A 14,468-nucleotide genomic window follows, 5' to 3' on the forward strand; every position below is an offset into this window, starting at 1 on the left:
CCTTATTATGCGGGTAACAAAGAACTAAATGCCGGCTCCAAGGTCGTAAGGCGTCTGTTGATACACGTAGTAGTTGAGCCAGTTGGAGAACAGCAGATTGGCATGGGCTCTCCAGCTGGAGAGCGGCATCTTCGTCGGGTCATTGCCGGGGAAATAATTGACCGGCACGTCGATGCGGAGCCCCTTCGCCTTGTCGCGGTCGTATTCCCACTTCAAGGTGAGCGGATCGTACTCGGAATGCCCGGTGACGAAGATCTGCCGTCCGTCCCGCGTGGCGGCGATATAGACGCCGGCTTCTTCGGATTCGGACCAGATCTCGAGCTCCGGAATCTTCTCGATGTCTTCCTTCCTCACTTCGGTATGGCGGGATTGCGGAACGTAGAACAGCTCGTCGAAGCCCCGCAGCAGGTTGATGTTGCGCGTCGTCACCGTATGCGGGAAAACGCCGAACAGCTTCTTGTCCAGGTTGTGCTTCGGAACCCCGAAGTGGTGGAATAGACCGGCCTGGGCCCCCCAACAGATGTGGAAGGTGGAGGTGACGTTCTTGGCGCTCCAATCCATGATGTCCTTCAGCTCTTCCCAGTAGTTCACTTCCTCGAAGTCGAGCTGCTCGACCGGCGCTCCGGTGATGATCATCCCGTCGTAGCGCTGGTGGGAGATCTCGTCGAACGTCTTGTAGAACGATTCCAGGTGCTCGGTCGACGTGTTCTTCGATATATGCGTCTTCGGATGGAGCAACACGATCTCCACTTGAAGCGGCGTATTGCCGATCAGGCGGAGCAGCTGCGTCTCCGTCGTCTCCTTGGTCGGCATGATGTTCAGGATCACGATCCGGAGCGGCCGGATGTCTTGATGGAAGGCGACGCTCTCGTCCATGACGAAGATGTTCTCCCCGGCCAGAATCTCCTTGGCCGGCAGGTTGTCCGGAACTTTGATCGGCATCTCTTCATTCCTCCTCAGTCTGTAGGCGGCGTCGATCCCGCGCAATAAAAAAGACCCTTCGCATGAGAAAGGGTCGTCGTCGGTATTCGTACGCTCGCCTCTCTCATCTCCCGAATGCGCGTCCGAAGCCGCGCATCCTGCAAGATTTAGCACCGTGCGTCCTCGCGAACGCCGGTTGCCGGGCTTCATCGGGCTAGTCCCTCCGCCTGCTCTTGATAAGATGGCAAAACCTATTCGGTTGTCGTCGATCAAATCTACATCCTACTGTACCCGAAAACGCCCCCACCGTCAAGACGCGGAATACGCATGAAAATGCCCTTGAAAGGGGCTTGGAGGAGGATTATACTTATCACGAATTGCGCACGATTCTAATACGGTATCGAAAGGGGGGAGCCGGTCATGGAAGGAGATCATCCTGGGCCGAGTCGCAGCTTGTTTATCGTCACGGCGGGACGCTGCCGCGCGACGAAGGGGATCTTACGGCCGGCTCCGCGGTCGGATCGCCTTCCTTAGGCGCGGATTGACGCCCTGCATGAATACCATGCAGAAGGAGCGGATTCCGATGAAGATCCGACTGGTGACCAACGGCATCTTTACGCCGATCGAAGACATTACGCAGACGCTCGTCCCTCCGGCCAACGGCTTCTATTGGATCGACGCCGACACGGAGGACCTGCTCGAGCTGCAGCCCTTGTTCGGCATCCACGACCTCGAAGTCGAGGACTGCCTGACCGAAGAGGAGCAGCGCCCGAAGCTGGAAGTGCACGAGAGCCATTATTTTATCGTTATCAACAGCATCCGGTTCGACGACGAAGAGATCTTCCTGAGAGCCTTGAACATCTTCCTCGGGCGCCATTACCTGATTACCGTCACGAAGCAGAAGATCCACGAGCTTCGCGCCATCAAGCCCATTCTGTGGGAAGAAGAAGTCAATTCCGCGGACCGGCTGCTCTACCACCTGGTCGACCTCGTCGTGGATAACTACTTCCTCGTCGGGGACCGGATCGAAGCCAGGATCGAGAGCCTCGAGGAAGACATCCTGATGCACACGAAGAAGTCGCATCTGACCGAGATCATCGGTCTGCGAAGCGAGATTCTGTGGCTGAAGAAGGTGCTCGGCCCGCAGCGGGACGTGATCGGCGCCTTGAACAAGAAGGAGCTTCGCCTGTTCGACGTTCAACTGCAGAAGTACTTCGGGGACATCTACGAGAACGCCGTCAAAATTTACGAAACGTTCGAGACGTACCGCGATCTGATGGGCAACTTGCGAGAAGCTTACCAGTCCAGCGTCGCGAACCGCGCCAACGAGATCATGCGCGTCTTCACCGCGCTGACGACGATCTTCATGCCCTTGACGTTCATTACCGGAGTATACGGAATGAACTTCGATTATATTCCCGGCATGCACGACAAGAACGGCTCGATCGTGCTGCTGGTCGTCATGGTCTGCCTCGGCTTCGGCATGTTCTACTTCTTCCGCAAGAAGGATTGGCTATGAGCGAATCCGAGGCGCGAGACGTCCCTCATGAACGAGGGGCCGCCCCCTAGGTCCAGGCGACCCGGGAGACGGCCCCTCGTTCGTTCTTCGTCGCGGCTTCGCGGGCTTAGGCGCCTCGCGGGCTACACGGCCGATTGGCGGGTCCGGCGGAACCGGATCCGGAGCATCCGCAGCTTCTCGTAATTCCGCTCCGTCTCGCCGGCGCCGTCTCCTTCGGCGTACAGCCGCTGGTACAGCGGCTTCAGGAACTTGTCGCCCAGCTCGCCCATCGCCTTCTCCGCCTCGTCGATCTCCGCGGCGTCCACGGCGGACAGCTCCTGCTCGACGAGAGGAAGAACGTCGTACCCTTCCTCGTCCAGCCGGTCGATCCTCTCGAGCAGCAGTCTCCGCGAGATCCCCATCTCCTTCTCCAGCTCGGCGAGGCTATGTCCTTGCCGGATGCCGGCGAGAAGCTTCTTCTTCTCCTGGACGCTCGTCAGGCTCTTCCCGTACTTCTCTTCCTTCTGCTTGAACGTCCATTCGGCCAGCGTCTCGTCCGAGACGACCGAGGCCACCCAATCGAGCGGGAACTCGTGGTCGCGGGGAAGCTCGCGCACCAGCTCGAGCAGTTCGGTTCCGTAGCGCTCGATCTTCTTGTGGCCGAAGCCCGGTATCTGCTTCAGCTCCTCGAGCGTTCGCGGCACGTACACGGCCAGCGACTGGAGCTCGCGGTTGGTCGCGATCAGGTACGCCGTCCGCTTCTCCTCGGCGGACTTGGCCCGGCGCCATAGCCGCAGCGGCTCCAGCGCCTCGCTCATGTCGAATTGATCCGCGTAGCACTGCAGGAGGGCCGGCAGCGGAGGCCTGCGCTCCCAGAACGGCGCGTCTTCCAGCATGCCGTCCAGCAGCGGGCGGAAGCCCTCCCTCATCTTCCGGGCGACCCCGTGGCGGAACGAAGCGAGCAGCTCTTCCCAGCTCATCCCTTCGTACCAGACGTCCTGCTTCGCTTCGCCTTGGTCGGGAAGCGAATGCCAGCCGGACGACCACGTCCCCTGCTCCTCCCCGATAAACACCTGGCCTCTCTCGGTATCCGCCGTCCCTTCCGTGCGTTCGAACCGATTCAAAAACACGATCTCCATTTGCGCTTCCTCCTCCATCGCTTCTGCGGCGAAAATAGTCTCGTTCCGGCGCGAGCCCGGCGGAAGAAGGAATACAAAAAAGAAAGCACCCTTCCGCACATGGCGGAGAGGTGCTTCCTCTACCGAGCAACCCGAACAATGTACGTCTATATTAGCATAATTGGGCGACATTGGCAAGAGAGGGCATCGGTTTCCGGCGCTTTTCTGTCACACGATTGTCTTTTGCCCGGCTTCTTCGACCTATGGTACTGTTAGGTTAATAAGGACGGCCATGGACCCCAGGGCCGCGATGGGAAAGGATGCGGCGGGAATGACGCATAGGACGAAGGAGTGGATGACGGACGCCGCGCGCGCGCTCGCCGAAGCCGAGAGCTTCTTGCGCGTCTGCCGCGCGGAGCTTCGCCAGCCCGAGGCCGGTCTAAAGACGCGGCTGGATGAGATCGAAGCCGAGCTCGAACGCGAAGGCGTCTACGCGCACACGTACGAAGAGGCGGCCCACGGGGCGAAAATGGCTTGGCGCAACGCCAACCGCTGCATCGGGCGGCTGTTCTGGAACCGGCTGCACGTGTTCGACGCGCGCGATTGCGATTCCGAGGAGGAGGTCTTCCGGGCCCTCCTGCGGCATATCGATTACGCGACGAACGGCGGCGAGATTCGCCCGGCGCTGACGCTGTTCAAGCCGGCGGCCGCGAACCGGGAGCCGGTCCGCATCTGGAACCACCAGCTGATCCGTTACGCGGGCTACGAGACGCCGGACGGAATCGTCGGCGACCCGGCCTCCGTCGCCTTCACGCGGCAATGCCTGAAGCTCGGCTGGCGCGGGCGGGGAACCCCGTTCGACGTGCTGCCGATCGTCATCCAGCTGGAGGGCAAGGAGCCCCGCTGGTTCCCCTTGCCGGAATCCTCGGTGCTGGAGGTGAAGCTGTCGCACCCCGAGAAGGAGCTTTTCCGAGGCTTCGACGCCCGCTGGTACGCCGTTCCGATCCTCTCGGACATGTGTCTCGAGATCGGAGGCGTCCGCTATCCCGCCGCCCCGTTCAACGGCTGGTACATGGGAACCGAGATCGGCGCGCGCAATCTGGCGGACGAATTCCGCTACGACTTGCTGCCGAAGGTGGCCGCCAATCTGGGCCTCGACACTAGCGGCAACTCGACGTTGTGGAAGGACCGAGCGCTCGTGGAGCTGAACGTCGCCGTGCTCCATTCGTTCCGCGAAGCCGGCGTCAGCATCGTCGACCATCATACGGCCGCGCAGCAGTTCATGACGTTCAGCCGCAACGAAGAGAAGGAAGGACGGGAAGTCACGGGCAGGTGGTCGTGGCTCATTCCGCCGCTGTCGCCCGCGCTGACTCCGATATTCCACGACAGCTTCGAGGACAAGACGGTGCTTCCCGGCTTCGCCCCTCAGCCGCGGCCTTACGCGGATTAGCAAGACGAGCCGGCCGATCGGGCCGGTATTCCAGGAGGAGGGATCACGATGCAACTCAAAGACTTCGACTTCCTGTCGGACAGCACGGAGCAGACCTCGACGAGGTTCGTCACCTTCATCACCCCGGGGCTGCGGCGGTTCGACCTGGCCGTCACGACGACCAACCGGTTCTACGGGAAGAAGCTCGTCGTCGACATGCAATCGGGACGCAGCGGCGTGCTCGGCGCGGACGATCTCGAGGAAGAGGGGGTGCTGGAGTCGGTGTTCAGGCTGAGCGACGACGAAGCGGCCGAGCTCGCCCAGTTCCTGACGTTCGTGCTCGGGGACGTTCATTTCACGGACTGACTCGTCAGCCGGAAGGCGCGCATGGAACCTCCGGCCGGGGACACCCTAAAGGGACATCCGCCGGAAGGAGGTATCGTTCCCATGTTCTACCTGCGCCGCGACCAGCGCGAACCGACGGGCGATCTCGCCACCGTCGAATCCAGACGCAACGACCTGACGGCCGAGGAATTCCCCGAAGGGCCTTACGGCTCGGCCATCGTCGCCGCGTCCCTCGGCAAGAGCACGCCCTGGAGGCCCGAGCAGCGGCCGCCGAACACCTACTCGTACGAGAACCGGGAGCTGCACGCCGGCTTCGAGCGGGAATATCCCGGCGACCACGGCTTGCACGACGAAGCCGGGGACGAGTCGGCCGGCTATCCGAAGACGGACTGACTTAGACGACGCGACCCTATCGGGGTCCGACCGCGATCTTGCGAGTCGGACTTCGATAGGGTCGTTCGCATAGTCTTAACCGGCGATCCAACGAAGGCGATCGCGGAACTCCAGCTCCTCGCACTTCGCCGCCGCGCGCCCCAGATCAACCTTCCACAGGCAATCCGCCAGTTCCATCGCCACCGGCGCCTCGCAGTGGATCGTCGCGAGCTGGCGGGACAGACGCAGCATCTCGAGATCCGCCTCGATCTTGCCGCGGAGCGTTGCCGGCAGCAGGGACAGGTTGTCCAGAATGCCGTCGATCGAAGCGTATTCGCGGATAAGCTTCATCGCCGTCTTCTCGCCGATTCCCTTGACGCCCGGATAGTTGTCGCTGGCGTCGCCCATGAGCCCCTTCAGATCGACGATCTGGGCCGGGGTCATCTGGCGTTCCTCCATCAAGTATTCGGGAGTATAAAGCGCATAATTGCCATGGCCCTTCTTCATGATGGCGACGGTGACGCGCTCGTCGACGAGCTGCAGCATGTCGTGGTCGCCCGTCATAACCGTAACGGCGGCTTCGCTCTTGAAGCGGCGGGCCAGCGTTCCGATGCAGTCGTCCGCCTCGTAGCCCGGCACGCCGACGTTCGGGATGCCGAAGCTCTCGGTCACTTCCTTGATCAGCTCGAACTGCGGAATGAGATCGTCCGGCGCTTCGGGACGGTTGCCCTTGTAGGCCGGATAGTCGGCCGTCCGGAACGTCGTGCTGCCCAGATCCCAGCAGCAAGCGACGTGGCTCGGCTTGAACCTCTGGACGGCGTCGCCGAGGTAGCGCAGGAAGCCGTGAATCGCGTTGACCGGCACGCCCGTCCGCGTCCGCTTGACGGAACCGCCGTAAGCGGTCGCGTAATAGGCGCGGAACAGGACCGCCATTCCGTCCACGAGCAGCACCGAATGCTGCGTCTCTTTATCGATAAAGGTCAAAACTCGCATCCTCCTCTCTTTAAGCTCCGGGCCCACCGGAGCGCAGGAACCGGCCGATCCGCCGGGCCGCCTCGAGCAGCCTCTCCTCCGGCTCCACGACGGCCATCCGGACGTAGCCCTCTCCCCTCTCGCCGAACGCGTTGCCGGGGACGAGCGCGACGCCTTCCGCTTCCAGCAGGCCTCGCGCGAAGCCGCGGGACGTCCAGCCTTCCGGCACGGGCGTCCAGGCGAACATCGTCGCTCGCGGGAGCGGCACGTCCCAGCCTTCCTCGCGCAGCGCGCCTACGAACAGGTCGCGGCGGCGCTCGTACAGCGAGGACGCCGGGTCCGGCTCGCTCATGTCGCGCTCCAGGGCGACGGCGGCGGCCTCCTGCACGGCGAGGAATACGCCGAAGTCGATGTTGTCCTTGAACCTCAGCAGCGTGGCGATCACGTCCGGGTTGCCGACGGCGAAGCCGATGCGGGCGCCGGCCATGTGGAACGACTTCGACAGCGAATGGAATTCGACGGCGATCTCCTTCGCCCCCGGAATCTCCAGAATGCTCGGCGGACGGAAGCCGTCGAACGCCATCTCGCTGTAGGCGTTGTCGTGAACGAGCAGAACGCCGCGCCGGCGGGCGACCGCGACCGCCTTCTCGAAGAACGCGAGGTCGGCGACGGCGGACAGCGGATTGCTCGGGTAGTTGAGCAGCATGAACTTGATTCGGCTCCAGGCCTCTTCCGGCACGGCGTCGAAGTCGGGCAAGTACCCGTTCTCCTCCAGCAGGGGGAGCGGAACCGTCTCGACTCCGGCGACGGCGAGTCCCGCCTGGTAGACCGGGTAGCCGGGATCGGGCAGCAGCGCCGCGTCGCCCGGGTCCGTGACCGCGAGCGCCAGATGGGCGAGGCCGTCCTGCGTGCCCATCAGAGACAGCACTTCCCGGTTCGGATCGAGCGCGACGCCGAACCGATGCTCGAACCAGCGCGCGACGGTCTCGCGGAACCGCGGCGAGCCGTGCGACCCCGGGTATCCGTACAGGCCGGGGTCGAGGCAGGCTTGCGCGAGCGCGGCGCGCACTTCTTCGGCCGGCGGCGAAGCCGGCGTGCCGATGTCCAGCGAGATGACGTCGACGCCGCGCGACCGGGCATCCCTCTTCCATTGGGCGACCTCCGCGAAAATCGAGGAGCCGAGGCGGTCCAGCCTTCCGGACCGCCATTTCGATTGAGTCATTTTTCCGATACTTCCTTCCGTTCGTCGCTGAATCGCTCAGAGGATTCTTCGATGAGGGCCAGATGAGGCTCGACTGCGGCGCTACGGCCGCGTCAAGCCGGATTCGTGGACGAGCCACATCATGAACGCGAGCCCCGCCGCCAAGCCGCCGTACAAGAGGCCGAAGCGCCAGCGGGCCGCCAGGGGCACCTCGTAATAGTTGGACGGCTCGTGCACTTCGCCTTCCGCCCGGACGCGCAGCGTCACGCGGCGTTCGGCGTCGGGGCCGGCGACCTGGACGATGGAGACGCTGCGGATCGTGCACGGCTGGTCGATCTCCAGCTCTCCCTTGAACGACAGCGTATCCCAGCTGAATTCGACGACATGCTGGCCGTCCATCCGGCAGTAGGCGGTGAACGGCAGCTCGCGCTTGTGCAGCTGGCCGGACAAATACCAATCCGGAAGCGCCGGGTCGACGTCGGCCCGATACATGCCTTCCGCGTAATGCGCCCGGCCCCCGCCCTTGCTCTTGCCGAAGAACCTGCGGTACATCTGCCAGAGGAACCAGATCCACAACAGCAGGAACAGGATGCTGTGCGTGTACCAGATCACGAACGGTCCCGCGACGGCGCCGACGACCCACAGCCAGCGGCTGACCGCCACCGCGATGCGCCCCCCGTCGAGCGGGTGGATCGGCAGCAGGTTGATCAGATTGAGGAAAAAGCCGACGTAAGAAAGCGCAAGCCAAACCTCGCTGCCCGACCAATACCAGATTCCGTAGCAGAGCAGCGCTCCGGCCGATCCGAGCAGAGGGCCGCCGATGGCGATCGCGGCTTCGGTGACGGCGTCCTTCGGCTGCCTCTTGAGCAGGATCATCGCCCCGAGGAAGGGGATGAAGACCGGGGCGCTCACGGGAAGCCCCTTGCGCTTCGCCACCCAGACGTGCCCCATCTCGTGCACGAAAATAAGGGCGACGAAGCCGAGCGCGAACGTCCACGGATAGACTAGCGCGTAAGCCCCGACTGTGACGAGCATCGAGAGGAGCGGCTTGCCGAATTTGAGCAGCGCGAGCAGGATGCCTTTGCCTTTGGACAGCAGGACCACGAGGCCCGCCGCCCAAGCCCAGGAGCCTTTGCCCCGTTTGTTCGCGCTCGGGCCGTCGTTCTCCTTGCTGTCGTTGCGCGCGTTTGCGTCGTTGCCGGCGTACCCGTACAACGATGGGTTCCCGCCATGGCTTCGACTCGCTCGATTCTCGTCGTACTCGCGGTTCTCGCGGTTCCCGGCGTTTTCGTCGTTCTCGCGGCTCTCGTGATTTTCATAATTCTCTTGATTCTCTTGATTCTCTTGATGCTCGCGCTTCTCGTAATCCTCGCGATACTCTTGACTCTCGCGATTCTCTTGGTTCCCGTGATTCTCTTGAATCTCTTGTTTCTCTTGTCTCTCTTGTCTCACTCTATTCCCATCGTTCTCGCCATTCGCGCCCGCTCCGTACGGGGAGCCCGATTCTGGTTGCAACGGTCCGAACCTCCTTCATCCCCGCCGGGATCGATTCGGCGGCCTATGCCGCCGCGCTTCGGTCAGCGAGTCCGCCAAGCTTCCATCGCGTCGTCGCGGAAGCCGACGGTCGCCCGCCGGCCGTCCGAGATGACGGGACGCTTGATCAGCATTCCGTTCGAGGAGAGCAGGCGAATCTTCTCGTCGTCTCCCATGGCGGGAAGCTTGTCCTTAAGGCCCATCGCCCGGTAGGCGTCGCCGGACACGTTGAACCACTTCTGGATCGGAAGTCCGCTCTGCGGGATCAGCTCGCCGAGCTCCTCCGGCGTCGGAGGGGCTTCCGCGATGTGGCGGAGCTCCAGCTCGTAGCCTTGCTCCTTCAGCCATTTGACCGCCTGGCGGCAAGTGCCGCAGGGCGGGTATTGATATACGGTCAGCTTCTTGCTCATGCGTGTGTCGTATCCTCCTAAGTCGTAGACGATTCGAGACGAGGTGCCGGAGGCGTCGACAGCCGCGACAATTCCCGCTCGAGCTCCCGCAGGTCGGGCGGGAGCTCGGCGATCAGCTTCATCGGCTCGCCCGTCACCGGGTGGCGGAACGAGAGCTCGGACGCGTGCAGCGCCTGCCGGCCGATGACCTCGCGCAGGCGGGCGGCGAGCTCCGTCGCTTCCCAGCGCGGGTCGGTATAGTACGAATCGCCGATCAGCGGACAGCCGATATGGCCGAGATGAACGCGGATCTGGTGCGTTCTTCCCGTCCCGAGCCGCACGTCGAGCGCGGACGCTCCGCACGGGTACGCCTCGGCCGTCTTGTAGTACGTAAGCGACGGGGCGCCGTCCGGCAGCACCGCGCGGCGGTGCGGATCCTCCGGAAGACGTCCGATCGGCTCGTTCACTTCCCCTTCGTCCGCGGGCGGCCGGCCGTAGACGTAGGCCCGGTACCGCTTCCCGACCGTGCCTTCGCCCATCTGGACGGACAGCTGCTGATGCGCGTACGGGTGCTTCGCGACAATGACGAGCCCCGACGTGTCCTCGTCCAGCCGGTGAACCGGCCGGAACCGGCAGCGCTCGCCCTTCTCCCGCCAATAATGGACGACTCCGTTGGCGAGCGTGTTCGCGTAGTGGCCCGTCGTCGGATGGACGATGATGCCCGCGGGCTTGTTAAGCACGAGAAGGTGCTCATCTTCGAATACGATGTTCAGCTCCATCGGTTGCGGCAGAATGTCGTCGCTCGACTCCTGGCGCATCCGGAACTCGATCACGTCGCCGGCCGCGAGCCTTAAGCTCGGATACGCCTTGCTCCCGTTGACGGTCAAGCCCTCGTCCGACTGCTTCAGCTTGACGAACAGGCGTCTCGACAGGCCGAGCCTCTCCCGCAGCACGTCGCGGAGCATCCGGCCCTCGTCGCGCTCGTCCGCCACGTGGACGACCGGCGCGTAGTAGCTGTCGTTCATTCCGGCCGCGGCCTCCGTCCGAACACGCTCGCGCCGCGTTCGTATTCGACGTCGGACACGCCGAGCGCCGCGTTCGCCGCCCGCGCCGCCGTGAAGAAATAATCCGACAGCCGGTTCACGTAGCGCAGAACCTCCTCCGGAACCGGCTGCCCGGAGCCCGCCAGCGTCACGATCCGGCGTTCCGCCCGGCGGCAGACCGTCCGGCAGACGTGCAGCAAGGCGGCCGGCTCGCTGCCCCCGGGCAGGATAAACCGCTCGATCGGCGCAAGCGCGGCCTCGTGCGCGTCGATCCACGCCTCCAGCCGCTCCGTCATCGCCGCCGACACCTTCATCTTCGACGCTTCGGGCTCGGCGTACGACAGGTCGGAGCCGCAGTCGAACAGCTCGTGCTGGATGACGCCGAGTTCCTCCAGAAGCCGATCCCAGACCGCGTCTCCCCTCCGCTCCTTGTCCGCCGCCATCCAGGCCGCGGCCTGCCCGACGAAGGCGTTCAGCTCGTCCGTCGTCCCGTACGCCTCGACCCTCGCGTCGTCCTTGGATACCCTCGCCCCGATGACGGACGTGCTGCCTTTATCCCCGGTTCGGGTATAGATTCTCATCTCGGTTCGTCCCCCGTTCTCTTATCCTCGTCCCTTTGATCTCCGTCGCGATGCCGAAGGAGAGCCGGTGGATGCCGTCGCTAGCCTCCCCGAGCCTGCGGTTCGCGTAAGCCAGCTGGCGGACGTACCAGCGCTCCCACGGATCGTCGGCGAGCCCCGCGGCCGCCTCCTCGGTGACGACGATCCGGCTGCCGTCGAAGCTCAGCAGCTCCTCGACCACTTCCCCGAGCGCCTTCTCGAGCAGGGCGGCGCGGCGCAAGAACACTTCCTCCGTCTCGACCGGCTTCCTCCGGCGTCCTCTTCTCGGCGGCGAGGGCGCTTCCGCCCGCGGGAAGAGCTTGCGCGTCTCCTCGACTTCGCGGCGGAGCCACCCCGACAAGCTGTCCACGACGACGACCCGCGAGCTCGCCCGGAACGGATTCGACCGGAGATTGATCCGGCGCAGCCGCTCGGCGAGCCCGTGATCCGCGGGAGCCGTCGTCCAATTCGCGGCTTTCGCGTTCTCCGCGGAGACGGCGATTTCGTCTTCGAACCTTCCGTTCCCGTTCGGCCAGGCGGGACACGCCAGCTTGATCGCCTCGCGGCCGTGCGCGGCGGCCCATCTCTCGGCGAAAGCCGATTTCCCGCTGCCGACGCCGCCGGTGACCAACCATAGCATGACCGTATCCCTCCCCGAGCCATCCTATCGTTAACTATAGCACAAAAGAAAAAGCCCAGTCACGGGACCGACGGGCTTTAACGGTTAACGGTAATAAGTCTCATATATTCGATAATTTTCGTATCCAGCAGGCGGCTGATCTCGATCACGGAATCCGAGGTGAACGATTCCTCCCTCAGGAACGCTTCCGTCATCGTCTTCCGCAACTCGTCGATCTCCTCGACCAATCTGCGGTTCGCGTCGGCATACGCCAAAGTCCGGTCCCCCGAAGCGAACGAGAGGGAATGGACCGCGGTATTCAGGTTGGACGAGGAGTCGTGTTCCGCCGTCTCCATGCTCTCTCCCCTTTCACGTGACGACTGTCCATCCACGGGTTGAAAAACAAGGGTTATTATAGCAGAACATGCGGAAAAAAACTAACGATTTGGAGCAAATTGCAAGATTATCGCAATTTGTTCAAGAATCCGCCAATCCTCTCCAACGCTTCCGTTAGCTGAGCGACCGAGGTGGCGTAGGAGCAGCGGATGAAGCCTTCCCCGCCCTTGCCGAACACGTGGCCCGGAACGGCCGCCACCTTCGCCTCCGTCAGCAGCCGGGACGCGAACTCTTCGGAGGTGAGCCCGGTTCCCTCGATGCAAGGGAACGCGTAGAACGCTCCCTGCGGCTCGTGGCACGGCAGCCCGATCTCGCGGAAGCCCTGCACGACCAGACGCCGGCGCTGGTTGTAGGACTCGATCATTTTGTACATCTCGTCCATTCCGTTCCGCAGCGCCTCGAGAGCCGCCACCTGCCCCATGATCGGGGCGCACATGACGGTATACTGGTGGATCTTCAGCATCGCGCCGATGAGGTCCGGATGGCCGCAGGCGTATCCCATTCGCCATCCCGTCATCGCGAACGCCTTGGAGAAGCCGCTTACGACGATGGTCCTATCCTTCATGCCGGGCAGCGACGCGAAGCTGACATGGTTCGAGCCGTATGTCAATTCCGCGTAGATCTCGTCGGAGACGACGATCAGGTCGTTCTCTTCGACGATCTTCGCGATCGGCAGCAAGTCCTCGTACGTCATGATCGCTCCGGTCGGGTTGCTCGGGTAGCACAGGATGAGCAGCTTCGAGCGAGGCGTGATGGCCGCCCGCAGGCTCTCGGCCGTCAGCTTGAACTGATCCTTCGCGAACGTCTCGATGCCGACGGGCACGCCGCCGCCCAGCGTCGTGATCGGATTGTAGGAGATGTAGCAGGGCTCCGGAATGAGCAGCTCGTCTCCCGGCTCGATCAAGGCGCGGATGGCCAGGTCGATCGCTTCGCTGCCGCCTACCGTGACGAGCACCTCGCTTGCGGGATCGTACCGGACGTCGAAGCGCCCGTGCAAATATTCGGCGATCGCTTCCCTGAGCTCCGGCATGCCCGCGTTGGACGTATACTGGGTCTTGCCCTTCTCGAGCGAGTAGACCGCGGCGTCGCGGTACTTCCACGGCGTGACGAAGTCCGGCTCGCCGACCCCGAGAGAGATGATGCTGCTGTCTTTGCTGGCGCTGACCAAGTCAAAAAAACGCCGGATTCCCGAGGGCGGAATCGCGCGGGCTCCGGCCGCCAGGTAATCCTGCATGCCGCTTCGCTTGTTCCGGGTCTCGGGCTGTGTCTCCACGTCTTTGATCATGGGTCTCTGGTTCCTTCTTTCTTCCCGTTAGTCAGGCGGATGAATTACGGCGAGATCGGGAGACGATGGTCGTCCTCGAATTCTTCGAATATGATGCCGTCTTGCTTGTATTTCTTCAGAATAAAAAAGGTCTTGGTGGAGATGACCGATTCGATGGTGGACAGCTTGTTGGAGACGAACGAAGCGACTTCCTTCAGGTTCTTGCCGTCGATCTCGACGCACAGGTCGTACGCTCCGGACATCAGGTACACCGACTTCACTTCCGGGTACAGGTAGATTCGCTCCGCGATGCTCTCGAAGCCCCGGCCCCGCTCGGGCGAGCATTCCACCTCGATGAGAGCGGTCACCTTCTCGTCGTCGACCTTGCTCCAGTTGACGACAGCGGCGTATTTGACGATGACGTGGTCCCGCTCCATCTCGTCGATGGCGGAGGACACTTCCGCTTCTTCCGCCCCGAGCATCGTCGCGATGGTCGCGGGGGAGAGACGCGCGTCTTCCTTGAGCAGATCCAAGATTTTGGCCTTCAATTCGTTCATGGGGATCCCTCCTGAATACCTCTCATATTACATCAAATACAGGCCGGATGAAAAGGAGCATTTCAAGCGCCCGGAGCCGATGCGGTCCGGCGGTTCCCGCGTTCGAGCGGCACGGCGGGGGCATCGCTCCGCTTCGGACCGGCAAGAAAATAGGCGGCCGCCGTCTAGCCCATCGCCCATGCCCTGCCGCCCGTTCTTTCATATGTAATCAA

The 14,468-nt window shown here is 63.0% G+C and carries 16 protein-coding genes and 1 riboswitch; of the genes, 4 read left to right on the plus strand and 12 right to left on the minus strand.

Going from position 1 to position 14,468, the window contains the following annotated elements; genetic code table 11:
* Positions 1-24: 24 nt before the first annotated feature.
* Positions 25-942: a homoserine O-acetyltransferase MetA gene (gene metA / locus H7B90_RS09720; RefSeq protein ID WP_185135669.1), complete on the minus strand. Its 918-nt coding sequence runs from the start codon at positions 940-942 to the stop codon at positions 25-27.
* Positions 943-1,042: 100 nt separating this feature from the next.
* A riboswitch (SAM riboswitch) is annotated at positions 1,043-1,164 on the minus strand.
* Positions 1,165-1,504: 340 nt separating this feature from the next.
* Between metA and corA the strand changes: the two genes are divergently transcribed.
* Positions 1,505-2,440 (plus strand): magnesium/cobalt transporter CorA, encoded by a 936-nt coding sequence (gene corA, locus H7B90_RS09725; RefSeq protein ID WP_185135670.1) that lies wholly within the window; start codon positions 1,505-1,507, stop codon positions 2,438-2,440.
* Positions 2,441-2,562: 122 nt separating this feature from the next.
* On the opposite strand, the gene H7B90_RS09730 is transcribed toward corA, so the two are convergent.
* Positions 2,563-3,558, minus strand: coding sequence for an HRDC domain-containing protein (locus tag H7B90_RS09730; RefSeq protein WP_185135671.1), 996 nt, complete (start codon positions 3,556-3,558; stop codon positions 2,563-2,565).
* Between the two features lie 310 nt (positions 3,559-3,868).
* Between H7B90_RS09730 and H7B90_RS09735 the strand changes: the two genes are divergently transcribed.
* The 3 genes from H7B90_RS09735 (at position 3,869) to H7B90_RS09745 (ending at position 5,704) form a co-directional block, all read left to right on the plus strand.
* Positions 3,869-4,987 carry a nitric oxide synthase oxygenase gene (locus H7B90_RS09735; protein ID WP_311772705.1) on the plus strand — a complete coding sequence of 373 codons (1,119 nt, stop codon included), beginning with the start codon at positions 3,869-3,871 and terminating at the stop codon, positions 4,985-4,987.
* Between the two features lie 48 nt (positions 4,988-5,035).
* Positions 5,036-5,332 carry a DUF3055 domain-containing protein gene (locus H7B90_RS09740; protein ID WP_185135672.1) on the plus strand — a complete coding sequence of 99 codons (297 nt, stop codon included), beginning with the start codon at positions 5,036-5,038 and terminating at the stop codon, positions 5,330-5,332.
* Positions 5,333-5,413: 81 nt separating this feature from the next.
* A complete protein-coding gene (locus tag H7B90_RS09745; RefSeq protein WP_185135673.1) occupies positions 5,414-5,704 on the plus strand; it encodes a hypothetical protein in 291 nt (96 codons plus the stop codon).
* A gap of 75 nt (positions 5,705-5,779) precedes the next feature.
* Here the strand turns inward: H7B90_RS09745 and H7B90_RS09750 are convergent, their stop codons facing one another.
* From H7B90_RS09750 to H7B90_RS09795, 10 genes are all read right to left on the minus strand, one after another.
* Positions 5,780-6,658 carry a 5'-3' exonuclease gene (locus tag H7B90_RS09750; RefSeq protein ID WP_281421351.1) on the minus strand — a complete coding sequence of 293 codons (879 nt, stop codon included), beginning with the start codon at positions 6,656-6,658 and terminating at the stop codon, positions 5,780-5,782.
* A gap of 28 nt (positions 6,659-6,686) precedes the next feature.
* Positions 6,687-7,877, minus strand: coding sequence for an aminotransferase class I/II-fold pyridoxal phosphate-dependent enzyme (locus tag H7B90_RS09755; protein WP_185135675.1), 1,191 nt, complete (start codon positions 7,875-7,877; stop codon positions 6,687-6,689).
* Positions 7,878-7,958: 81 nt separating this feature from the next.
* The gene (locus H7B90_RS09760; RefSeq protein WP_260410891.1) at positions 7,959-9,371 is read right to left on the minus strand and encodes a site-2 protease family protein; all 1,413 of its coding nucleotides are present in this window, start codon (positions 9,369-9,371) and stop codon (positions 7,959-7,961) included.
* Between the two features lie 62 nt (positions 9,372-9,433).
* Complete coding sequence (locus H7B90_RS09765; RefSeq protein ID WP_185135676.1) at positions 9,434-9,799, minus strand: arsenate reductase family protein; 366 nt, start codon at positions 9,797-9,799, stop codon at positions 9,434-9,436.
* A gap of 17 nt (positions 9,800-9,816) precedes the next feature.
* Positions 9,817-10,803: an RluA family pseudouridine synthase gene (locus H7B90_RS09770; protein ID WP_185135677.1), complete on the minus strand. Its 987-nt coding sequence runs from the start codon at positions 10,801-10,803 to the stop codon at positions 9,817-9,819.
* Positions 10,800-11,402 (minus strand): cob(I)yrinic acid a,c-diamide adenosyltransferase, encoded by a 603-nt coding sequence (locus tag H7B90_RS09775; RefSeq protein ID WP_185135678.1) that lies wholly within the window; start codon positions 11,400-11,402, stop codon positions 10,800-10,802. Before H7B90_RS09775 ends, H7B90_RS09770 begins: the two co-directional genes overlap by 4 nt.
* A complete protein-coding gene (locus H7B90_RS09780) occupies positions 11,374-12,060 on the minus strand; it encodes a bifunctional adenosylcobinamide kinase/adenosylcobinamide-phosphate guanylyltransferase (protein ID WP_185135679.1) in 687 nt (228 codons plus the stop codon). Before H7B90_RS09780 ends, H7B90_RS09775 begins: the two co-directional genes overlap by 29 nt.
* Before the next feature lie 77 nt (positions 12,061-12,137).
* The gene (locus tag H7B90_RS09785) at positions 12,138-12,395 is read right to left on the minus strand and encodes an aspartyl-phosphate phosphatase Spo0E family protein (RefSeq protein ID WP_185135680.1); all 258 of its coding nucleotides are present in this window, start codon (positions 12,393-12,395) and stop codon (positions 12,138-12,140) included.
* 107 nt (positions 12,396-12,502) lie between these two features.
* The gene (locus tag H7B90_RS09790) at positions 12,503-13,720 is read right to left on the minus strand and encodes an aminotransferase class I/II-fold pyridoxal phosphate-dependent enzyme (RefSeq protein ID WP_185135681.1); all 1,218 of its coding nucleotides are present in this window, start codon (positions 13,718-13,720) and stop codon (positions 12,503-12,505) included.
* Between the two features lie 44 nt (positions 13,721-13,764).
* Entirely contained in the window at positions 13,765-14,256 is a 492-nt protein-coding gene (locus tag H7B90_RS09795) for an Lrp/AsnC family transcriptional regulator (protein WP_185135682.1), read from the minus strand.
* Positions 14,257-14,468: the final 212 nt, after the last annotated feature.

Origin of the sequence: Cohnella xylanilytica, assembly GCF_014212175.1 — a bacterium.
Classification (GTDB): domain Bacteria; phylum Bacillota; class Bacilli; order Paenibacillales; family Paenibacillaceae; genus Cohnella; species Cohnella xylanilytica.